Here is a 21,478-nt window from a genome sequence, read left to right as displayed (position 1 = left end):
TCTTTCCTACTTCATAATATCCGATTTTGCCTAAGCTACTTTCGTTTGCTATAACACTCCATAGGCTTTGTTACCTAGCAAGGTAATGGGTTGTAACGATTACCCAATTTAGAATATCTTTCTAAATTGATATTTCTAAACCATAATTTGCAAGGTTATATGAAGCATTTTTATCCCTATCACAAGTAAAACCACAATCACATTTATATGTTCTATCTGAAAGTTTTAAATCTTTCTTAATAGTACCGCAATGACTACAAGTCTTACTTGAAGGATAAAATGTAGATACTTGTATAAATTCAATACCGTACTTTTGGCATTTATACTTCATTTGATTTATAAATATATTAAATCCTTGCTCTGATATTGCCTTTGATAAGTGTTTATTTTTTATCATATTAGATACTTTTAAATCTTCCATAACTACCCTATATGGCTTGGCTTTCACCATTTTAGAAGTAGTTTGATGTGTATGATTTAGCCTAATATTTTTAAGTTTACTATGAAGTTTTTTAATCTTTAATTCAAGTTTTCCAATGTTTTTAGTCTTTTGGTAACTCCCTCCTTTTTTATTTATAATATATTTTTTTGAACATTGTCTTTGAAGTTTTTTTAACTTTTTATTTAGCTTTTTAACTTTGTTTGTTTTATTAATATTTAAAGTATCTAAATTGTCTATATTAGTTATTGCTAATTGTTTTATTCCAAGATCTACTCCTAAGCTAAAATCATTTAATTTAACTTTTTTAGCTGGTATTTCAATACCTACTGAAAGTACCCAAACTCTGCCATTGAATTTAACCCTAGGATTTTTAAACTTTTTTATAGTAGTTAAGTCAATATCATAATCTACTTTGCATTTTACCTTACCTATTTTTTCAAGATTAACAAGGTTATCTTTGAAATAAGCTTTTTCGTATCTACTATAAAATTTAGGTTCTGATTTTTTCTTGCTTTTAAATTTAGGAAAACCTCTACCTTTAAAGAAATTTCCATATGCTTTGTCTAAATCCCTAATACCCTCTTTAAGTGTTGCATTAGACACTTCATATAACCATTCATAACCTTCGGTATTCTTTAAAACAGTTAATTCTTTACCTAATTCTGCAATAGAAAGCTTTTTACCACTATGTTTGTAGCTATCTATTTGCCTGGCTAACGCCCAATTATAAACAAATCTCATGCACCCTATATGCCTATACATTAAAGCTGCTTGTTCTTGTGTTGGATATAACCTTATATTTAATGCTTTTATCATGTGTTTCACCTCACTTTTAATATTTATTATGTCATTATGTTAAATAATTTCTTTTATATAATATTTTTGAGGTGATTCTATTAGATAATTTAATAATTTACTGAAAAATAATAGACTTTTATAACTTTTCTTTAACTGTTGGATCGCCTCCCAAGTTTTAATAACAGATCTTTACTAATAGCAAGAAGTTTTTCTTACATAAAATTAAAATTTTTCGTAGCAAAGCGAAAGAAAATATCTATAATTATTCATTATTCACTATTAGTTGTTCATTATTGTTAAAATAAAAATTTTCGTTGGTAAAATTTTTATTTTAATAATCAAAGTACTTACATTATATTATAAATTTTTTTTAAAAAATAGTATTAAAACTTTTATTTTACACAATATATTATTAAGAACTTTTGCAAAGGAGTGTTTTTTATGCCTAGTAGAACTTATTCTTTTAGGGATGAGCAAGGAAATTTAGTTAAATACGTAGTAAAGGAGTATCTTTCTCTCAATGAAAATGAGTATATACTAATGTCTCCCCAGGTAGATACATCTCAGATAGAAGTATATAAATTTAATTTTATAAACGGTAATGAAGCTTTAGAACTTGTAGAAAATGATGAAGAACTTAACAAAATTAAGTCTCTTTCAAAAATAATTTAAAAGGAGGACTCATATATGGATAAAGGAACAGAAGAAAATAGATCTAGTATAGGACATTATGTTATAAGGCTTTTATTGACAGCTCTTGTTTTAGCTGTAACTTCTTTTTTAACTCCTGGTTTTTCAATAGTAGGACTTTGGTCAATGCTTTTAGCAGCTGTTGTTATAACCATAGTAGATGCCATTGTGGAGAGTTTCTTTAAAGCGGATGCTTCACCCTTTGGTAAAGGATTTAAAGGATTTGTCATTGCAGCTATAATAATATATGCAACTCAATTTGTTGTTCCTAATATGAATGTTTCTTGGCTAGGTGCTATTTTAGCAGCGTTAGTAGTTGGAATAATAGATGCTTTTTTACCTGGAAGAGTTATGTAAAAAACACTCAAAAGGCTATGGTTTTAAAAAACCATAGCCTTTGCTTATAAAACTTCTTTAAACTGCATATTATATAAGGATTCATATATACCTTTTTTCTCTATAAGTTCTTCATGGGTGCCCTTTTCTTGTATTCCATCTTCTGTTAACACAAGTATTTCATCTGCATTTTTTATTGTACTTAATCTATGAGCAATAACTAAGGTTGTCCTATTTTTAGCTAGCTCATCTAAAGATTGTTGTACATACTTTTCACTTACATTATCTAATGCTGATGTAGCTTCATCTAATATTAAAATAGGTGGGTTTTTAAGAAAAACTCTTGCTATGGATACTCTCTGTTTTTGTCCTCCTGAAAGTTTTACTCCTCTTTCTCCTACAAAGGTATCGTATCCCTTTTCTAAATTCATTATGAAATCATGAGCATTAGCTCTCTTTGCCGCCATGTAGATTTCTTCGTCTGTAGCTTCCGGCTTACCATAGGCTATGTTTTCCTTTATTGTTCCTGCAAACATATAAACATCTTGTTGAACTACACCTATTGAATCCCTTAGGGATCTAAGTGTTATATCTCTTATGTTTTTATTATCTATTTTAATGAATCCACTGTCTAATTCATAAAATCTTGGTATAAGATTACACAAGGTAGTTTTTCCACTTCCAGAGGAACCAACCAAAGCCACAGTTTTACCATTTTCTATTTTTATGTTTATGCCTTCTAATACAGTAGATCTTTCATCATAACTAAAAGTTACATCTTTAAATTCTATTTCTCCTTTTGGTTTTTTTAGCTCTATAGCATTAAGTTTATCTTCTATTTCTGGTTCGGAATCTAAAATCTCTAAAAATCTTTCAAATCCAGTTATTCCTTTTTGAAACTGCTCAGTAAAGTTTACAAGTTTTTCTATAGGATTTAAAAATATATTTATGTATAAAATATACACCACTAAATCAGATGCTTGTGCTTTACCAGTTCCTATAAGTATTCCTCCCACTAAAATTACTGAAAGATATAACATTCCTTGGAAAAATCCATTTCCACTAAAGAATTTTCCCATAATAAAATAGCCTTTCTCCTTAGTTCTTAAATACTCATTATTTCCTTTTTTAAATTTTTCTACTTCTAGCTCTTCATTAGAAAAAGATTTAACAACTCTAACTCCTGATAAACTATCTTGTATTTGGGAGTTTACTGAAGCTATTTTCACTCTATTTTTTTTAAATATATACTTCATCTTTTTATTATAAAAATATGAAAAATATATCATAAATAAAGTTATAAAAAATAATACGCTAGTAATTTTAACGTTTATATTCATTAATATTATAAAAGAACCCAATATTTTTAAAAGAGAAATAAACAAATCCTCCGGTCCATGGTGAGCAAGTTCTGAAATATCAAATAAATCATTTACTATCCTAGACATTAATTGCCCTGTATTTGTATTATCATAGTATGAAAAAGATTGTTTTTGAAGATGTAAAAATATATCTTCCCTCATATCCGCTTCCATCCTAGCTCCCATAATATGTCCCCAAGAACTTATATAGTATTGGCAAAAGTATCTAACTACGTACATGATTAACAAACCAAGTCCTATTAATCCTACAAAATAAATTATCTCACTGCTACTTTTATTTACATATATATCATTTAATAAATATCTCACTATAAGGGGAAATATTAAATCTATCATAGATAAGGTAAGGGCACAAAACATATCTATGAAAAACATACCCTTGTAGGGCTTGTAATAAACTGTAAATTTTTTTAATGTATCCATTAGAATTCTCCTTTCTAAAATATTCATGATGACATTATATCATTTTTTCGCATATATTGATAAATATAAGCAATAAACTTATAATTATATATGGAAAATATTTTAAAAGTTACAAATGAGGAGTTGGTACAGTGCTTGGAATAAACTATAAGCCTTGTAATGAAGACTTTTGGCAAGGTCGTACTGATAGCGAGGAAAACTTTTTAGCCTTTAGATGGCATCAATGGATAAAGCCTATCAATTTAAATAAAGATGATTTATCTCCTTTTACCGGAAAATTAGGCTTTGCATTTATTGGTTTTTGCTGTGATGAGGGCATAAGACGAAATAAGGGTAGAACCGGTGCTGCCAAGGGACCCGAAACTATAAGAGAAGAAATGGCTAATCTCCCCTGCTGTTTTACAGATGAGGTAAAACTTTTCGATGCAGGAAACATATTAGTCGAAAATATATCTTTAGAAGAAGGTCAAGATTTATTATCTAAAGCTATAAATAAGATTTTAAGTTTAAATTTATTTCCTATAGTTCTAGGTGGTGGACATGAGGTTGCCTTTGGTAATTATTTAGGAGTGTTAAGCCATTTAAAAACTATTAACTCTAAACCTAATATAGGTATTATAAACTTTGATGCTCATTTAGATATTAGACCATATACTGAAGGCATGGGAAGTTCAGGAACTATGTTCAGACAAATATCTGATATATGTAAAAAAGAAGATTTAAATTATTCTTATCTTTGTATGGGTGTTCAAAAGCATAGTAATACTCTAGAATTATTTAAAACAGCTGATAAATTAGGAGCTAATTATGTTTTTGCCAAAAATATAACTTATGGAGACAATTGGATAGTATTTGAATCTTTAGATGACTTTATGAAAGCTCAAGATTATATATATGTAACTGTGTGCTCTGATGTATTTTCTTCAGCTTTTGCTCCAGGAGTTAGTGCATCACAATCTCTTGGATTGGATCCTGAAATTGTAGTAAGATTTATTAAATATATACTACGATCTAATAAAGTAATAAGTTTTGATATAGCAGAAGTTTCACCAAGATTTGATCAGGGTCATGTTACTGCAAACTTAGCTGCTGTAGTAATTTTTTCAGTAATAGATACAATTGCTAAAATCTACGGTTTAGGTTTATAAAAAAACTTGGTAGATTATTCTAACAATTTATTGACATTGTTATTTTTATATTGTAAAATTTAATTATATTGTAAACATTTAAATAAAAATGTATTCTAGTTGAAGAGTATAAGAGAGATCCTATTTTAAAGGACGCCGAAGGGACAATCTATGTTTATCCCAATAAAACATAGAGAAATTCTCAGGCAAAAGAATTATACTTTGATAGACTCTGGAAAGTAAACAGAGAGAGAGCGAACGTGGGGTTTGTTCTCTCTTTATTTTTTTAACAGAGAGGACAAACCTTGGGGTTTGTTCTCTTTTTATTTTTAATCAGATTGATATGACAATATTTTAGAAGGGAGATTCTTTTATGACTAATTCAAAGGAAAGTAAAAAAGGTATTCTTTTAGCCCTGCTTGCTGGTGCTTCTTGGGGTGCTATGGGGATTTTTGTTAAGAATCTAGAACAACTTGGCTTTAGTCCAATGGTTATATCTTCTTTTAGACCTACTATAGCTATAATTCCCTATATCATCATAAATTTAATTAAAAACCCTGAATGTTTTAAAACGGATTTAAAAGGATTACTTTTATTTGCCGCTTATGGTATCTTTGCCTTAGATGGAATGTTTATAGGTTCTAGTTATGCTGTAAAGTATACAGGAGTAGCTACAGCTTCCGTATTACTGTTTGTAAATCCTGTTATTGTAATGATTCTATCCTACTTTTTATTTAAGGAAAAATTTACTGTAAACAAAATTATAGCTTTAGTATTAACTTTAGTTGGATGTTGCTTGGTAGTAAAAGCTTATGATCCTGCTGCATTTAAAGTAAATCTTATTGGAGTATTTTGGGGAATAATATCTAGTTTTGCAATGGCACTTCAAAATATTTTAGGAAGAATAGGAACAGAAAGATATTCTCAAAAAACTCACTTAACTTATTCTCTTTTATTCGGTGCAATATTTTTATGGTTCTTTGAACCACCTTGGTCTTTAGTATCTTTAATTAAAAATACTGAACCTACAATTTCAATTTTAAACGTTTTAGCACTAGGCATAGTATCCACCCTTGTTCCTACTATAGCAATTGTTAAATCTCTTGAATATGTAGAATCAAGTAAAGCAAGTATTATAGCCAGTGTAGAACCTGTTGTAGCATCTATATTAGCTTTCATAATCTTTGGAGAAATATTTGAAATTCCTCAATTAATAGGAATGTTTATGATTATGGGTTCCATAGTATTAGTTCAGACAGATGGTAAAAAAAGAAAAATAGAAAAAACTATGAAGAAAGCTTCTAAAGAAGGTATGGAAGAAAGTGAATCTGATAAACCAGATAAGTTTAAAAAGCAAATTACTGCTAACTAATAAACTAAAAAGGAGAGGGCATTTAAACCCTCTCCTTTTTAGTTTATTAGAAAACCATTATTAATATACGAAAATCGCCTCAACTGTGGCACTTATTGTTAATTCCCCTGGCATTATAGGAGTAGTTGCTGTAGCTTGAAACATAGCTGTATTCTCTCTAAATTTTTCTGTAGGTCTTACTTCTTTTACACTACATGGTATTGTATTTACTTGTACTTTTAAAGTGTTACCGATAACCATGGCCTTTTCCACTGCATTTTCTACTGCTAACTTTAAGGCTCTATTATTATAATGTTTTGGATTAGATATAGTAAAGCTTACATTTCCCACATTATTTGCTCCATTTTTTACTGATGCATCAATTATTTCTCCTACTTTCGTTATATCCCTTATGTTTACACTTAAAATATTTGTTACTCTATAACCTCTAAATACTCGTTTATTATCAACATAATCGTATTGTGCTTCTATATTATAATTAGCAGTACTTATATCTCTTCTATCAATACCCATGTTCTGAAGTTCTCTTATAACCCTGTCACTTATTTTTGCGTTTTCCCTTTGAGCTTTTTCTAAACTTTTATCCTCCGTTATTATTCCCAAGCTTACAATTGCCATATCTGGTTGAACTTTCAAGCTTCCAACACCGATTACCTTTGCTCTCCCTTTATTACATATAGAAGCTCCAGCATTATAAAATTTAGAATACATACTAAAATACCATACCCCTTTATTAATTATATATACTTATAATATGAGATAGTTTGCCTATATGTTCTATATCTCTTTTTTAGTATAATTAATATAAATACAAAGTTTTTAATCTACTATAAGGAAGGAGAAATATTATGAAATTATTTTTTATATCTGATATACATGGCTCATCCTACTATTTAGAAAAAGTTATTAATATATATGAAAAGGAAAAGGCTGATTATTTAGTTATATTAGGAGATGAACTCTATCATGGTGCAAGAAATCCTCTACCAAAAGAATACAACCCTAAAAAGGTTGCTGAAATTCTAAATAAATATAAAAATAAGATAATAGCAGTAAGAGGAAATTGTGATAGTGAGGTGGATCAAATGGTTTTAAATTATCCAATTATGAGTGATTATTCTATAATTTTATATAATAATAGAAGATTATTTTTAACTCATGGACATATATATAATAAAAATAACTTACCTACTATAAGTAATGGTGATGTTTTTATATATGGTCATACTCATGTACCCCTCGCTAAAAGGATAAATAATATATTTATAATAAATCCTGGTTCTATTACTTTTCCAAAAGAAAATACACCTCATTGTTATGGTATTTTAGAAAATAATACATTTATAATAAAAACTTTAGATGGGGAAGTGTTTAAAGAAATAAATATTTATTAGAAGTTTTTATTATTTTATATTGTCTGTAATTAGCAATAAATCCCAGCACACCATAAATAAAATCATATACTGGGATTTATTATTTTATTCTATATTGATAATATTTTTTTCTTTATCATAAAATTTTATATCATTCATATCATCTGTACCTATATAATATTTTTTACTATTATTTAATTTAAAAACTTTTGTGAAAATGGCTGTTTTATAATAATTACTCAAAAGTTTGCCTCTATCTTCTAAAATTTCATCTAACATTTTATTATTTTCATCATAAATATATAACCTATGTGACTGATTTATAGGGCTCATACCTTCTGCTTTATAGTTTACTATAATTTTATCTTCTTTAAACTCTATATCTTTAATAATCAATTTATTTTTCTCATTTTGTTGTAAAATTATTGGTAATTTTTCTTTTATATCTATTGGATTACTTTTGTTTGGTTTTATATTATGATTCTGGTATTTGGGTACTATAGTAATATTTTTTATATTTTTATTTGATAATGCATTGTAATTAACAACTCCTTCTATCTTATTATTTTTCTCTGGATCATAGGATAATCCCGCAGTAGTTGTAGGTATTTCTTTTCCTCTGTCATCAAATATATTAAAGCCTAATCCCAATATAGACTCTTTTTTCTCTCCATGTCCTTTAAAAATTAATGTTGTAGATATAGGGCTTATAGCTATCCTTTCTACATTAATTTTGCAATTATCCAATTCCACATATTTATTTATAGAAATATTTCTAGTTTTTTTATATATTTTTTCTTTTGATACTTTAAATTTAAATTCCCAATTACCAGCTATTCCGAACATTTCTTTAAAATAAACTTTCATATCCATCCTTTTAGGAATCTTCTTATTAGCAATATTTAATATTTGAAGAACTTCAACAGTATCATTATCTATAAAGTCTGTATTGCCACTCCTACCTGCATTTAATTTTTCTCCATTTATATTTACACCTAATCCTAAAAATATGTCACTTAGTTTTGACTCATCATTTTTTACATTAGGATAATGTATTTTATATGCTATTTGTAAAAGATTATCATCCATTAAAATCTCCGTTAAGGTTATGGAAACATTTTTATCCGTTACGGTTTTATTTAAAGTAGTTGTATAATCCGATAAATCTTTATATTTCATATCGTAATTTAATTTTTCTATTATTCCACTTAATGTATTTACACTTCTTGCAAGTATAGGTTTCCCTAGAAATATACCTATAATAGATATTATAACCATAGATGCAATTGATTTTTGCCACTTTTTATATTTGTTTTTACGCTTTATTTTATCATAAACCATATCTTTTAATTTCTTCATTTCAATATCATTTAACTCTATCTTCTCATATTCATCTATATCTAAATCAATGTCATTAAGTAAATCATATATTGTTTTCATATAAAATTTCCTCCTTTTCATTTTTGTAAAATTTATTTCTAAGTTTTTTTCTTTCCCTAAAAATTCTATTATCTACAGCATTAGAACTTAAATTTAATTTCTTACCTATTTCGCTAGAACTCATTCCTAGAAAAAATTTCATAATAAATATACTTCTATTGGTTTCCTCCAATTTATTTATAAGTTTTAATAATTTATCCTCATTCTCTAAATCTATAATCTCTTCTTCTAAATCATAAGATGATTTTTCTATACACTCATCTATATCATACATTTCTAGATTATTTTTATTTTTTCTATAATAATCTATAGCTTTATATTTAGATATACATGCTATCCATTTTTTAAAACTTAAACCATCTCCGGTAAAGCTTACATTATTTTTCCATACAGAGATAAAAACATCTGCTATGCACTCTTCTACTAAACCATTATTCCCTAATGTGTATAATACTTTGGTTACTATACCTTTTACCAATGGTGAATAAGTTTCCATTATGTAATCTAATGCTTTTGTATTTCCTTTTCTTATCTCGTCCAAAAAGTTATTTCTATCAATATGCATTTATATTCTCCTTTCTATAAATTTCCCTTCATACAATATAACGAATAACAAAAAGAATTCTCTTGAAAATAAAAAAAGTATAGGTATTTCCCTATACTTCCATAAAAATTTCACTTTTGTATTTTTCTAAAAACTTTTCTTTTTTATATTTATAATAAGGAGTCATCTATTATCCCTCCAAAATAAGTGTATTGTTCTGCTATCCTTAATTTTCTCTCAAACTCTCTATTATTTCGAACATATTTTAGCACATAGTGCTGAAAGTCAAACCATCTACATTCATCTATAATCAATATGTTTTCACTATCAATAGCTATTCTAGCATATTTACTCCAAAAGTCCTTAAAAAATACGAAAGTTAAATGAATATTGTCATATGAAATATATATATAACTCAACCTTAGTTAAATTATATTTAATTTCCAAGAAAAGTAATAGTAAAAGTAGTTCCGAATCCCACCTTACTTGCTACTTCTATCATTCCATCATGTGCTTCTATTATGGATTTTGAAAGAGCTAACCCAATTCCTACTGATTCCACATTTTTATTTCTTCTTCCTTTGAAAAATCTATCAAAAATATGTGGTATCTCTTCTTTATAAATGCCTTCTCCATTATCTTTAACTATAATTCTAGTAAATATTGACGTTTTTTCGGTGATAATTTCTACTAATCCCCCTTCTTTAGTATGTTCCAAAGAATTTTTAGTTAAATTTATAATAGCTTCACTTACCCAATTAGAATCATGTTCCATTATAATATTTGAATTTTTGCTGTGAAATCTTAGATCCACTTTCTCATATTTAGCCTTTGCCCTAAGAGCTTCTATAGCTTCTTTTACAGTTTTATTTATATCACTATTTATTTTTTCAAATTTTATTGCTCCTGCATCAAGTTTTGCAAGTTTTAAAAGGCTTTTTATAAGCCATTCAATTCTGTTTAATTGCTTTGAACTATTTTCTAAAAACTCTCTTCTTTTATCCTCATCTATAGTTCTGTTTAATAATATATCATTATATATTATTAAAGATGATATAGGGGTTTTTAATTGATGAGATATATCTGAAAGTAAATTTATTAAAAACTCCTTTTCTCTTTCTATTGATAAAAAATTATTTTTCATAACTGTCCTCATATTATTAAAAACATAGGCAAGTTTTGCAAAAGTCCCCTCCGCATTTTCATATATTCCAATGTTAAAATTTTGATCTACTATATTTTGTGCTGCTAACCTTAGTCTTTCCAATCTTTTATAAATTTTTATATATTGAAAAGCATTTTGTATGAATATAACAACAAAAAAGACAAATAAAAAAACTAATATGGTTTTTAAAGCTTTATAATAATTAGATTCCATGGTAGGAATAAATTCTATTTCTAAATTTTCATGAAAACCATATTCTTTTAATATACTTCTACCCTCTTCTATACTTTTCTCATTAGGTTCTCTTATTATAGTTTTAACTACTTCATCCTTTAGATTTGGATGACTTTTAGCTATCTCTCCAACTAAAGCCATGTTACTTTCTATATAACTTCTCTTTATTCTATCATAGCTTTTTTCTATAATGAAAAAGGAAGTAATTAAAGTTATAAGTGCTAAAAACAGAATAATTAATGAACTTTTTTTAAGTTCTGGATTATCAAAGTATTTATTCATAATATGTTACTCCTTTTCAACTTCTAAGCTCCATTCATATCCAATTCCTCTTTTAGTTTTAATATATTCAGGATTTGAGGAATCCTCTTCTATTTTATCTCTAATCCTTTTTATATACACAGAAAGAGTATTGGTATCAAAATAAGAACCTTCCCCCTCAATTAATTTATTAAGAATTTCTTCTCTACTCATTACTTTTTTAGCATTTGTCATAAATATTAAAATAAGTTTATATTCTTGTGCAGAAAGAATGATATCTTCTCCTTTGTTTTCTAGTTTTGCAGTTTCTGTATTTAATATCAAATCTCCGCATTTTAATATATTTTTATTATTTTCACTACTTTTAAATCTTCTTTGAATAGCTTTAATTCTAGATATAAGTTCTCTTACCCTAAAAGGTTTTGTTATATAATCATCAGCACCAATATCTAAACCTAATATAATGTTTACCTCATCATCACAGGCTGTTAAAAATATTATGGGCACTTCACTTATATCTCTTACATATTTACAAACATCATATCCATTTCCATCAGGAAGCATTACATCTAATATAAGTAAATCAAATTTATTTTTATTAAAAATATCTATTGCTTCTTCTACATATGCACACCTTGTTACATTAAACCCTTCATCTTTAAGGGTGAATTCAATTCCTAAAGCCAAGGCTTCGTCATCTTCTAAAAGTAATATTCTATTCATATTTTACCTTCCCTTCAACTATCTATTTAAATTAATTATATAATAAAAGTTCAGATGAAACTTAAATTCACCTGAACTTTATTAATTATTCTTCTGCCTTTATTACATCTATAATATTAGATTTTTTTATCATATTTAATGGACGTATTACTGATATTAATCCTATAAATATTGATGTTCCCACTGCAATGCATATACTTTGCCAAGGTATTGGCCATTTAAACTTCATTATATTTGTCATATTAGAAAACATAGCATAAGATAAGAATGTTCCCACAATGACTCCATAAATTGATCCATATACTCCATAAAGAATTCCTTCGGTTAAAATCATTCTTTTTATATTTTTATAAGTCATGCCTATTGCACTTAAGGATGCAATCTCTTTTTTTCTCAAAATTAAATTAGTAGTTATAGTGTTTATTATATTTACTGCTCCTATTAAAGAAACAACAACTATAAATCCATACATTAATATTTTAATTTGAAGTCCACTTGATTTTTGTTCCTCCATTTGTTGCACATGATTTATAACTCTTATTCCAAATCTATCTCCCAAAGGTTGAATCCATTTCTGAAATTCATCCCCTGCGCCTTTATCTTTCAAGTCTATTTCAGCACTTTGGATTTGATCTAAAAGTATTTTATTCATATCTTTTCCCGCTATATTCCCCAAAACATCCTTTGTGGTTATTATTTTTAAATGTTCTGGATTAACGAAGAATCCATAGGGTGGAGTATTTACTATGGCAACTACCTTAACCTTAACCATATCTTCTTTATTAAAATTAAGTTTATTCTCTTTTTCATTATTTTTTCCTATTAAATCATCTCTTAAAATATTCTTATTCACATAAAAGCTATCTCCAACTTTTAGTTTTGTAAAAGAACCATTATAATGTCCGCCTTTATCCGCTATCAGCTGATTTTTTACTAATATAACTCCATTTTCTTTTTTCATTTTATCTATATCTATTTTACCGCTAACTACATATTTAGAACTATTTTTAAGTTTATTTTCATCATAAGCATCAAAGGCTACACCTAATTTAATCATTTCTTTTCCATCTAAATCTATTTTTTCATATATATCAGGTGCAACTTTTTCTAAATTTGGTTCTTTCTTATCAATTGAAATCACTGATTTTGATGAATAATTTATATAATGTACAAATACATCATTAGTATAATTATTATTCTTTATTTGATCTATTATATTTTTATTTAAAGAGCTTTTTCCTTTATTGTCTACTGTTCCAACTACTGAAAATTGAGATATATCACTTTCTGTTTCTGGGGTATTAAAAAAGTTAAGCATATTTATAAAAGTTGTAAAAAATATAAATAAGGTTACACTTATAGTTATTGAAAAAACTGTTATATTGAATCTTTTTTTATTTCTTTTTATATTTTTAAAAGCCATTAAACCATTTATGCCTAAAATCTTTTTTGCTATTCTCCCCCTATTTTTCTTTATCTTTTCTTTTACTATTAATGCTCTACTACTAATAGCAACTAAAGGTGATATTTTCCCTGCAAATCTTGCTGGTATAAGTGCTGATATATATATTGAAAATAAACCAACTAACGCACTAATAGCTAATATTTTATAAGATATAACTACATTTAAATTTCCAAAAGCAGAGCTAGACATCATCTTAAAAATTTCTGCTACTATTTTTAATGCTATTACACCAAAGAATAGTCCTAATGGAATTCCAATTGAACTTATTAAAGTAGCTTCTCTTAATACTATTTTTTTAATTTGTTTTTGAGTAGCACCTACTGCTCTTAAAAGACCAAATTGCTTTATTCTTTCTACCACACTTATTTGAAAAGAATTATATATAACCGCTATAGTAGCTATAACAACTACCCCAATTATTATACTTGCAATCTGGTAAAGAGATTTATTTATATTCTCATTCTGCCCTTCTCCCATAAGTCTTAATACCTCTTCGTTACTTTTAAACTCTTTAAAATTACCTTTTAATTCACTAATTGTATCTGAAATATCTGCTTTTTCTGATATAGTTGCATATATTATAGAATTATTTATATTAAACTTATCCGAATAAACTATTCCTAATCCTCTTCCTTCTAACTGACTACTGGAATTGTTTTTAATTAATCCTGTTATTTTAAATTCTTTTTCTTCTCTATTATTTAATTTTATTTTTATTATACTTCCTACATTTGGAGTTCCATCCATATAGCTTAATATCCAACTTTCCAAAGCTATTTCATCATGTTTTTTAGGAAGTTCTCCCTTAATTGCTTTATATGGTAAGAGCCTCAAAGCATTTTCATTAAATTTGGTAATATTTATTTTTTTCTCATCTCTTAAGTAAACATCACCCACACTTTCCTTTAATCCAACCTTATCTATTTTAGGATTGTTGTGAATTTTATCATATACTTCATTATCTTCCTTATAAATTGATATATGATAGGAACCATTTTCTGAAATTGCCTCCTGAAGAAAAGTATTTTGCATACTTTTTATAAATAAACCTATAGAAGTAATTAGCGCAACAGAAAGTATTATTCCACAAATAGTTAATATACTTCTTTTTTTATTATGTTTTAAATATTTACCTGTTATCTCTTTATAGCTTTTCATTACCTTTCTCCTTCTATCTTATTTTGTTATCAGATTTAATTTCACCGTCCACTATATTTATTACCCTATCTGCCTGTTCTGCTATATTCATGTCATGAGTTATAATTATAAGGGTTTGGTTATATTTTTTAGAAGAATATTTTAAAAGTTCTATTACTTCTTTACTATTTTTGCTATCTAAGTTTCCTGTAGGTTCATCTGCAAGGATTATAGATGGTTTATTTATTAAGGCTCTTCCAATGGAAACCCTTTGTTGTTGTCCTCCTGATAATTCAGATGGAAGATGTGTTATTCTTTCTTTTAATCCAAGCATCTCTACTACTTCTTTTAAATAAGCTTTATCTATTTTATCTTTATCCAATAAAGCTGGTAGGGATATATTCTCTTCTACATTTAGCACAGGTATTAAATTGAAGAACTGAAATACAAATCCAACATTTCTTCTTCTAAATATGGCTAAATTATCTTCCTTTAATTTATATATATCTTCTCCATCTATATAAACTTTTCCTGAAGTTGGTTTATCTAGTCCGCCTATCATATGAAGTAAGGTACTTTTTCCTGAACCAGATGCCCCTACTATGGCAACAAATTCCCCTCTTTCTATTGCAAATGATACATTTCTAAGTGCTTCTACTCTATTATTCCCTTCTCCATAAATCTTTGATAAGTTTTCAACTTTTAATATTTCCATATCTATACCTCTCTTTACATGTTTTAATCTATGACTTTATTATATTTTCCTTATATATTTATAACAATAACTATTAACTTACATATACAATATAATTCTTACAAATTTGTAATAAAAGATAACCCTAAAAGATATTTAAAATATATCCTTTAGGGTTATCTTTCTATAAGTAACACTTCTAAGCCTTACACATATATAGCAATTGGTATTGCTTGAATTGCCGGTCCTTTTATTTCAGTTGTAATATTATTTGGAACTATAATACTGTTTTCTCTTAATATATCCAAATTAGTTCCAATACTTTTGAATAGTTCATTATAATAACTACTCATACAAGTTTTACATAGTAAATCTATATGTTCATTTTCATCCACAACTCTTATGACTTTACATAAAATTTTGCAATCACAATGTACATTATCATACATATATACATTTTTATCAGAAAAATTATTTGTATTTATATTCAAAACCACCTTAGAATATTCACAGTCTATTATCATATTAGTAGTATTATGGGCACTTAATTGCTTATTTAGATTTTTTAAATGTTTTAATATAATAGAATAATCCATAAATATTTCCCTATCTTGTTTATTTTTCAGCAATTTATTTAATTCTTTATCATCATAGGTTTCTATAATATCTATCATAGTATTTATCTCAGTTATTGGTGAAATTGGAGAAATATATCCATCCACTTCTATATATTCTCCGTGAATTATATTCTCAGAACTAATCTCTCCTTTTTTTATATACTTAAGCATATTTTCTTCTACCATAACATCTTTTAATTTATTTAAAATATGAAAATTAGTGTATATTCTTTTTACGCTTATTTCATCTCTAATACTGTTTCTATCATCTATAGTACCACTAAAATCTCTATATTTATCTATGCACTTATCTTCTACAATGCTTATTTTATCCTTACTTGTATATGCTTCTTTAGAATCATTACTTTCTACATTTTTCCCACCATTTTGTACTCTGAAATTATCTGATTTATCTTTTACACATTTTATGGAAACACTCTCTAAATATCCATCTATAATTATAGAATATAAATCTAATATAATTTCTCTATTAGCATATATAGGCATTAATATATCCATTAAAAATACTCCTCCCAAATAACATTCTCATTTATAAATGTTATTCAAGAGAGGTATTTTTTATCATTAAACTTATACAGTATATTTTTTTACCATTCTATAATAGTCCGTACCAGGCATGTCTACTGTTCCAGCCATATTATATCCAGAAGATTTATATAATTTTATAGCCCCCTTATTTTTAGGCTTTACTATAAGAGAAACCTTTTTAAATCCTCTTTTTAATGCCCTTTTCCTTGCAGTCATTAAAAGCTTTTTACCCAAGCCTTTTTTCCTATAATCGGGATGTACAGCAATAGAGTCTATATAATACTCTCCTGGTTTTGCCTCTTCTGAATTTAGCATAGGTATGACTTCTTCTTTATATGTTGAAATTTTTCTTTTATACAGTGACGGTAATTTCTTCATAATTGGCACATTTAATTTCATTTCCTTTTCTGCTGGAAATGCTAAAACTAATCCTGCAATACTTCCTTCTGACTCCACTACATCAATGTATTCATAGCTAAACCTATTGTTTTTTTCTTTGCAAAAAGTACTAATTACTTTATTCACCTCTTTTTTATCCTTTGATCCAGCAAATATACAAGCAAGCTCGTCCCATGCCATTGAAATCAATTCAGCAGCTTTTTCTGCATCTTCAGGTTTTGCACCTCGAATAACCAAATATATCAAGCCTCCCAAGTATAGTATTATACTACAAAATTAAAAAAATTCAAATTTCACACTAAAATATATATAATTCAAATTATATTTTTAGGTATATGATTTGTAATATATGTCAATAATTAAGATAAACTAAAAACTTTTACTTATTGGAGGAGATATTTTATGGAAAATAATATTGAAGTTAATAGCTTACAAGAACAAATAGATTCTTTACTTAAAGATGGAGAAATTCTTTTAAAAAATAAAAAAATTAAAAATGCTTTTGAAAAATTTAATAAAGCTCTTAATTTGAATATTAATTATCCTAAAACTTATCTTATACAAGGTGAAGCTTATATGCTTATATACGAAATGGATAAAGCCGAAGAGTGTATGTATAAATATTTAAACTTTTTTCCTAATGATAAAAGAGCATATTTAAATTTAATGAAAATTAATGATGAAAGAGGATATTTTGAAAAAGCTCTTTATTATTGTGATAAGCTTCTTAGTATAGACAATAACAATTATAAACTGCATTTTAAAAAAGCAGATATTTTAAATATGCTAGGTAATACAGAGGAGGCTCTATATTATTGTAATAATTGTCTAAAATTAAATCCTAATTTTTATAAAGCCCTTTGTCTTAAAGGAAGTCTCTTAAATTCCTTAGAAAAATATGAAGAAGCTTTAGAAATTTGTTCTAAAGCTACTAATTTGGATTCATCTAAAAGTGAAGCTTATTTTGAAAAATCTTTAATTTATGAAAACATGAAAAATTTCAGCCTTGCTTTTTCCCTTGCGAAAAAAGCCTATGACTTAAGCCCTGATGATGAATTATACAGATTTCAATATGTTATGATGAAAGAGATGATTCGCTGGTAACAACACACCATTTTTAAAAGTATGTGTAATAATCTACACCCTAATATTTTCCCAATAATTAAAGTAACTAAAGATATTCAAGCTTGAATATCTTTAGTTATATATCAAAAATAATGAATATTTTTTGAAGATTATAACTTTCTTCTAGCTATGGTATTTTCATTAAAAAGGTACTAAAATAATTATTGTTAATACTATAACTATGACGAAAGAGGTGTAACTTTGAAAATTTTGAGAGAACTTGGCATTGTTTTATTAATATGTGTTTTAGGAGAAGTTATTCATTCAATTTTTAAACTTTCCATTCCCGGAAATGTAGTAGGTATGATACTTCTTTTTATACTTTTGTATTTTAAAGTAATTAAAGTAGATATGATATCTCAAATAACTAACTTTCTTTTAGATCACCTTGCTTTTTTCTTCGTACCAGCAGGAGTTGGTATTTTATCTTGTATGCCTTTTCTAAAGGGGAAATGGCTAGCTTTTTTAGTAATATGTATTATATCTACTATAATTGTAATAGGAGTAACTGGCTGGACGATACAAGCCTATATAAGAAAGGTTGATAGAAAATGAGAGATCTTACAAATTCTCCAATGATGAGTATAATCATATCAATAATCTGTTTTGAAATTGGATTATATATAAACAAGAAAACTAAAATTTCACTTTTAAATCCACTTTTAATATGTGTTCCATTGATTATATTCATAATGTTTTTTCTAAATATAAATCTTAAAGATTTTAATAAAGGCGGTGAGCTGATATCCTTCTTTTTAGCACCTGCTACGGTAGTGTTAGCTGTTCCTTTATATAATAAAATAGATTTAGTTAAAAAATACTTTATACCTATTTTACTGGGGGTAACAGTAGGATGTATTACATCTATAGTAAGTGTTTACTATCTTTGCAGATTATTTGGTCTTACAGAAGGATTAACTTACTCTTTTCTTCCAAAATCTATAACCACTCCTATAGGCATAGAAGTTTCAAAATTAATTGGTGGAATCCCTTCAATTACAGTTTCTGCTATTATAATAACAGGAATAATTGGAGCTATTATATCTCCTATAGTCTGTAAAATCTTTAATATAAAAGATGAAGTAGCTGTTGGAATATCTATTGGAACGGCTTCCCACGCTATAGGTACTACAAAAGCTATAGAAATGGGTGAAACTGAAGGGGCAATGAGTGGACTTGCTATAGGTATTTCAGGTCTTATAACTTCATTTTTAATACCAATTATAATTAAATTTTTATAATTTATATTAATAAAAATCTAAACTAGATATTAATATGGAGTTAACTAAGATATTATATCTTAGTTAACTCCATATTAATATTTCTACTGCTTATCTACATTTTCTGCGGCTCTTAAAACATAATTTATTATATCCTGTTTAAGTTCCTCTTTACAGCATGCCATATAAGGTGACATTGGATATGACTTTATAGCAGCTATAGGTTCTCCATAAGAATTTAATCTAAATTCACTTGTAAAGCTTAATGCAGGACCATTTTCTTCAAATAACATTCTTTGAAGCTCTTCTGATACTCTAAATTGATAATCATTGTATTTCTTTAAATTATCCTTATATATTTCATCCTCAAATTCTCTTTTATATTGTTCCTTTGCAAAATTTTCACAATCAAAACTTCCCTCTAAATCCTTTGGATAAACTCTAAATAAAGTAACAAATCCATGATCCTTAGGATTTACACAAACCATTGAAGGCTCTTTTTCTATAACTTTACGCAATGATTTTTCAGATTCTATTAAATTACCTAATATAGCTCTATATCCTTCTAAACCAAAGTATTTTAAATTACACCAAGCTGCTAGAGCATAATTACCTCCTCTAGAACATTCTAATGTGTACTCTCCTGGAGTATATGCACTAAATTGATATAAATAAGCCATTTCATCCTTATCCCTAGTCAATAACTTTAAATCTTTCTTATCTTTCATACATATCATACTACAATTATAAGAGGTAAATCCTGTTTTATGAAAATCTATACCCACCGCATCTGCAAGGCTTAAATATTTTATTTTTTCCTTACATTCCTCTATGGCTTTTAATGCTTCCTCTGAAAATTCCATAGGATTATTTATAAAATCATAACTGTTAAATACAGTCCATGCCCATCCTATAACTGCATCTGCATAAATAAAAGGTCTTCTTTTTAGTTTATGTTTCTTTACAAATTTATCACAAACCTTTATTATTCCTTTTATATCATCAACACCAAAGGCATCTGTAGTTCCAGTTGTTGCTACAATCATAGCTATAGGTTTTCCTTCCTCGTGACATTTTTCCATAACCTGTTCTAAATGTTTAAGATCCATAGAATTATCTTCATTAAGATTTATAGCTTTTATGTTATTCATCCCTAAGCCTGTCCAATCAGTACAATTCTTTGCAGCATAATGACCAACTTTAGAAACTAATAATTGTGCATCTTCTCTAATACCATCAAATCTACTTTCTTTTCCAAGGCATTTAGTCAAAGCCAATTTAGTAGCGAAAAGATATGCCCCGGTACCTCCAAAAGTGAAGTGTCCTGCTGCATTAACAGAATCATATCCTATAAGTTTTGAAATCATAGACGTAACTTCAATCTCCAAGGCTGCTATATTTCCTGAGTATTCTTGTTCTACTAAGTTAGGATTAAACATAGATCCAACTAAGTTTCCCATTATAGATGGAATAGCAGCAGGTGGCGTTACATTAAACATAGCTTTAGGATGAACCCAGTTAAACATTCCATTAAAATAAGGAATAACTTCCTTCATAACTTCTTTCATTGGAGTTGCCTCTTCGGGAACTTTCGCTACAAATTTTACTTCATTGATATCCTTTTCATTTCCGATGCAACAAGTAGGTTCTCCTAAAAAACATTTTTTATCTTCTTTACTTCCCTTTAACAAATTAATATTGTGTAATGTTTCTGTAACTACATCTTTAAAAGCTTCTTCCATTGTACTATCTTGCCATGGAGCCATAAATGCCGGTTTAACTTTATCTTTCACAACTTCTTGCCATTTTAATATTTTATTTTTTTCTACCATTCCTATCCCTACTCTCTAATTATTTTTAAAAATTTAATTGAATATACATTGAAAGATATATTGTTAAAATTCTCAATATTTCCCACATTTATTATAATACAATATAATATATAATTCAAAGTTTATTTAT

Annotated in this window: 21 protein-coding genes and 1 riboswitch; of the genes, 8 read left to right on the top strand and 13 right to left on the bottom strand. The window is 27.2% G+C overall.

Annotated features, from left to right (window positions below):
- Positions 1-121 precede the first annotated feature (121 nt).
- On the bottom strand, positions 122-1,258 hold the full coding sequence (locus B5D21_RS00900; RefSeq protein ID WP_035125047.1) for an RNA-guided endonuclease InsQ/TnpB family protein: 1,137 nt from the start codon (positions 1,256-1,258) through the stop codon (positions 122-124).
- A gap of 423 nt (positions 1,259-1,681) precedes the next feature.
- Here B5D21_RS00900 and B5D21_RS00895 point away from each other — a divergent pair, with 423 nt between their 5' ends.
- Together B5D21_RS00895 and B5D21_RS00890 are read left to right on the top strand one after the other, a co-directional pair.
- On the top strand, positions 1,682-1,912 hold the full coding sequence (locus tag B5D21_RS00895; RefSeq protein WP_023438733.1) for a DUF1292 domain-containing protein: 231 nt from the start codon (positions 1,682-1,684) through the stop codon (positions 1,910-1,912).
- Positions 1,913-1,927: 15 nt separating this feature from the next.
- Positions 1,928-2,287 (top strand): phage holin family protein, encoded by a 360-nt coding sequence (locus B5D21_RS00890; protein ID WP_011099994.1) that lies wholly within the window; start codon positions 1,928-1,930, stop codon positions 2,285-2,287.
- A gap of 44 nt (positions 2,288-2,331) precedes the next feature.
- Here B5D21_RS00890 and B5D21_RS00885 read toward each other — a convergent pair whose 3' ends face one another.
- Complete coding sequence (locus tag B5D21_RS00885) at positions 2,332-4,071, bottom strand: ABC transporter ATP-binding protein (protein ID WP_035125045.1); 1,740 nt, start codon at positions 4,069-4,071, stop codon at positions 2,332-2,334.
- A gap of 131 nt (positions 4,072-4,202) precedes the next feature.
- On the opposite strand from B5D21_RS00885, the gene hutG reads away from it, so the two are divergent.
- The gene (hutG, locus tag B5D21_RS00880; protein ID WP_011099996.1) at positions 4,203-5,219 is read left to right on the top strand and encodes a formimidoylglutamase; all 1,017 of its coding nucleotides are present in this window, start codon (positions 4,203-4,205) and stop codon (positions 5,217-5,219) included.
- Positions 5,220-5,318: 99 nt separating this feature from the next.
- A riboswitch (glycine riboswitch) is annotated at positions 5,319-5,426 on the top strand.
- A gap of 145 nt (positions 5,427-5,571) precedes the next feature.
- Positions 5,572-6,570 carry a DMT family transporter gene (locus B5D21_RS00875; RefSeq protein WP_011099997.1) on the top strand — a complete coding sequence of 333 codons (999 nt, stop codon included), beginning with the start codon at positions 5,572-5,574 and terminating at the stop codon, positions 6,568-6,570.
- 60 nt (positions 6,571-6,630) lie between these two features.
- On the opposite strand, the gene B5D21_RS00870 is transcribed toward B5D21_RS00875, so the two are convergent.
- Positions 6,631-7,281 (bottom strand): SIMPL domain-containing protein, encoded by a 651-nt coding sequence (locus tag B5D21_RS00870; protein ID WP_011099998.1) that lies wholly within the window; start codon positions 7,279-7,281, stop codon positions 6,631-6,633.
- 137 nt (positions 7,282-7,418) lie between these two features.
- Here B5D21_RS00870 and yfcE point away from each other — a divergent pair, with 137 nt between their 5' ends.
- On the top strand, positions 7,419-7,964 hold the full coding sequence (yfcE, locus tag B5D21_RS00865; RefSeq protein ID WP_011099999.1) for a phosphodiesterase: 546 nt from the start codon (positions 7,419-7,421) through the stop codon (positions 7,962-7,964).
- 84 nt (positions 7,965-8,048) lie between these two features.
- On the opposite strand, the gene B5D21_RS00860 is transcribed toward yfcE, so the two are convergent.
- From B5D21_RS00860 to B5D21_RS00825, 9 genes are all read right to left on the bottom strand, one after another.
- Positions 8,049-9,383, bottom strand: a complete 1,335-nt coding sequence (locus B5D21_RS00860; protein WP_035109356.1) for a DUF4179 domain-containing protein — start codon at positions 9,381-9,383, stop codon at positions 8,049-8,051.
- Positions 9,367-9,948 (bottom strand): sigma-70 family RNA polymerase sigma factor, encoded by a 582-nt coding sequence (locus B5D21_RS00855; protein ID WP_011100001.1) that lies wholly within the window; start codon positions 9,946-9,948, stop codon positions 9,367-9,369. Before B5D21_RS00855 ends, B5D21_RS00860 begins: the two co-directional genes overlap by 17 nt.
- Before the next feature lie 149 nt (positions 9,949-10,097).
- Positions 10,098-10,346 carry a hypothetical protein gene (locus B5D21_RS13875; protein WP_128993695.1) on the bottom strand — a complete coding sequence of 83 codons (249 nt, stop codon included), beginning with the start codon at positions 10,344-10,346 and terminating at the stop codon, positions 10,098-10,100.
- 17 nt (positions 10,347-10,363) lie between these two features.
- Positions 10,364-11,608: a sensor histidine kinase gene (locus tag B5D21_RS00850; protein WP_011100002.1), complete on the bottom strand. Its 1,245-nt coding sequence runs from the start codon at positions 11,606-11,608 to the stop codon at positions 10,364-10,366.
- Positions 11,609-11,614: 6 nt separating this feature from the next.
- Entirely contained in the window at positions 11,615-12,310 is a 696-nt protein-coding gene (locus B5D21_RS00845; protein WP_035109352.1) for a response regulator transcription factor, read from the bottom strand.
- Positions 12,311-12,395: 85 nt separating this feature from the next.
- Positions 12,396-14,933, bottom strand: coding sequence for an ABC transporter permease (locus B5D21_RS00840; RefSeq protein WP_011100004.1), 2,538 nt, complete (start codon positions 14,931-14,933; stop codon positions 12,396-12,398).
- A gap of 13 nt (positions 14,934-14,946) precedes the next feature.
- Positions 14,947-15,627, bottom strand: coding sequence for an ABC transporter ATP-binding protein (locus B5D21_RS00835; RefSeq protein WP_011100005.1), 681 nt, complete (start codon positions 15,625-15,627; stop codon positions 14,947-14,949).
- A 185-nt stretch (positions 15,628-15,812) separates the two neighbouring features.
- Entirely contained in the window at positions 15,813-16,742 is a 930-nt protein-coding gene (locus tag B5D21_RS00830) for a DUF6414 family protein (RefSeq protein ID WP_035109348.1), read from the bottom strand.
- Between the two features lie 72 nt (positions 16,743-16,814).
- Positions 16,815-17,408: a GNAT family N-acetyltransferase gene (locus B5D21_RS00825; RefSeq protein WP_035125042.1), complete on the bottom strand. Its 594-nt coding sequence runs from the start codon at positions 17,406-17,408 to the stop codon at positions 16,815-16,817.
- 165 nt (positions 17,409-17,573) lie between these two features.
- On the opposite strand from B5D21_RS00825, the gene B5D21_RS00820 reads away from it, so the two are divergent.
- From B5D21_RS00820 to B5D21_RS00810, 3 genes are all read left to right on the top strand, one after another.
- The gene (locus B5D21_RS00820) at positions 17,574-18,275 is read left to right on the top strand and encodes a tetratricopeptide repeat protein (protein WP_011100008.1); all 702 of its coding nucleotides are present in this window, start codon (positions 17,574-17,576) and stop codon (positions 18,273-18,275) included.
- Positions 18,276-18,497: 222 nt separating this feature from the next.
- Positions 18,498-18,851, top strand: coding sequence for a CidA/LrgA family protein (locus B5D21_RS00815; RefSeq protein ID WP_011100009.1), 354 nt, complete (start codon positions 18,498-18,500; stop codon positions 18,849-18,851).
- Entirely contained in the window at positions 18,848-19,537 is a 690-nt protein-coding gene (locus B5D21_RS00810) for an LrgB family protein (RefSeq protein WP_011100010.1), read from the top strand. The genes B5D21_RS00815 and B5D21_RS00810 overlap by 4 nt, the downstream gene beginning before the upstream one ends.
- 83 nt (positions 19,538-19,620) lie before the next feature.
- Here B5D21_RS00810 and B5D21_RS00805 read toward each other — a convergent pair whose 3' ends face one another.
- Entirely contained in the window at positions 19,621-21,348 is a 1,728-nt protein-coding gene (locus B5D21_RS00805) for a pyridoxal phosphate-dependent decarboxylase family protein (protein WP_011100011.1), read from the bottom strand.
- Between the last annotated feature and the right edge of the window lie 130 nt (positions 21,349-21,478).

The sequence above is a fragment of the Clostridium tetani genome (assembly GCF_900167265.1).
Taxonomy (GTDB): Bacteria; Bacillota; Clostridia; order Clostridiales; family Clostridiaceae; genus Clostridium_G; species Clostridium_G tetani.
Note: the sequence above shows the minus strand (reverse complement) of the source record. Positions and strands in the feature narration are given on the sequence as shown.

Bases quoted from the DNA above. Each gene is read 5' to 3' on its own strand.
- B5D21_RS00860 (WP_035109356.1), bottom strand. From the start codon at position 9,383: ATGAAAACAATATATGATTTACTTAATGACATTGATTTAGATATAGAT.
- B5D21_RS00850 (WP_011100002.1), bottom strand. From the start codon at position 11,608: ATGAATAAATACTTTGATAATCCAGAACTTAAAAAAAGTTCATTAATT.
- B5D21_RS00820 (WP_011100008.1), top strand. From the start codon at position 17,574: ATGGAAAATAATATTGAAGTTAATAGCTTACAAGAACAAATAGATTCT.
- B5D21_RS00855 (WP_011100001.1), bottom strand. From the start codon at position 9,948: ATGCATATTGATAGAAATAACTTTTTGGACGAGATAAGAAAAGGAAAT.
- B5D21_RS00900 (WP_035125047.1), bottom strand. From the start codon at position 1,258: ATGATAAAAGCATTAAATATAAGGTTATATCCAACACAAGAACAAGCA.
- B5D21_RS00835 (WP_011100005.1), bottom strand. From the start codon at position 15,627: ATGGAAATATTAAAAGTTGAAAACTTATCAAAGATTTATGGAGAAGGG.
- yfcE (WP_011099999.1), top strand. From the start codon at position 7,419: ATGAAATTATTTTTTATATCTGATATACATGGCTCATCCTACTATTTA.
- B5D21_RS00895 (WP_023438733.1), top strand. From the start codon at position 1,682: ATGCCTAGTAGAACTTATTCTTTTAGGGATGAGCAAGGAAATTTAGTT.
- B5D21_RS00885 (WP_035125045.1), bottom strand. From the start codon at position 4,071: ATGGATACATTAAAAAAATTTACAGTTTATTACAAGCCCTACAAGGGT.
- B5D21_RS00805 (WP_011100011.1), bottom strand. From the start codon at position 21,348: ATGGTAGAAAAAAATAAAATATTAAAATGGCAAGAAGTTGTGAAAGAT.
- B5D21_RS00875 (WP_011099997.1), top strand. From the start codon at position 5,572: ATGACTAATTCAAAGGAAAGTAAAAAAGGTATTCTTTTAGCCCTGCTT.
- B5D21_RS00870 (WP_011099998.1), bottom strand. From the start codon at position 7,281: ATGTATTCTAAATTTTATAATGCTGGAGCTTCTATATGTAATAAAGGG.
- B5D21_RS00890 (WP_011099994.1), top strand. From the start codon at position 1,928: ATGGATAAAGGAACAGAAGAAAATAGATCTAGTATAGGACATTATGTT.
- B5D21_RS00830 (WP_035109348.1), bottom strand. From the start codon at position 16,742: ATGGATATATTAATGCCTATATATGCTAATAGAGAAATTATATTAGAT.
- B5D21_RS00810 (WP_011100010.1), top strand. From the start codon at position 18,848: ATGAGAGATCTTACAAATTCTCCAATGATGAGTATAATCATATCAATA.
- B5D21_RS00840 (WP_011100004.1), bottom strand. From the start codon at position 14,933: ATGAAAAGCTATAAAGAGATAACAGGTAAATATTTAAAACATAATAAA.
- B5D21_RS00845 (WP_035109352.1), bottom strand. From the start codon at position 12,310: ATGAATAGAATATTACTTTTAGAAGATGACGAAGCCTTGGCTTTAGGA.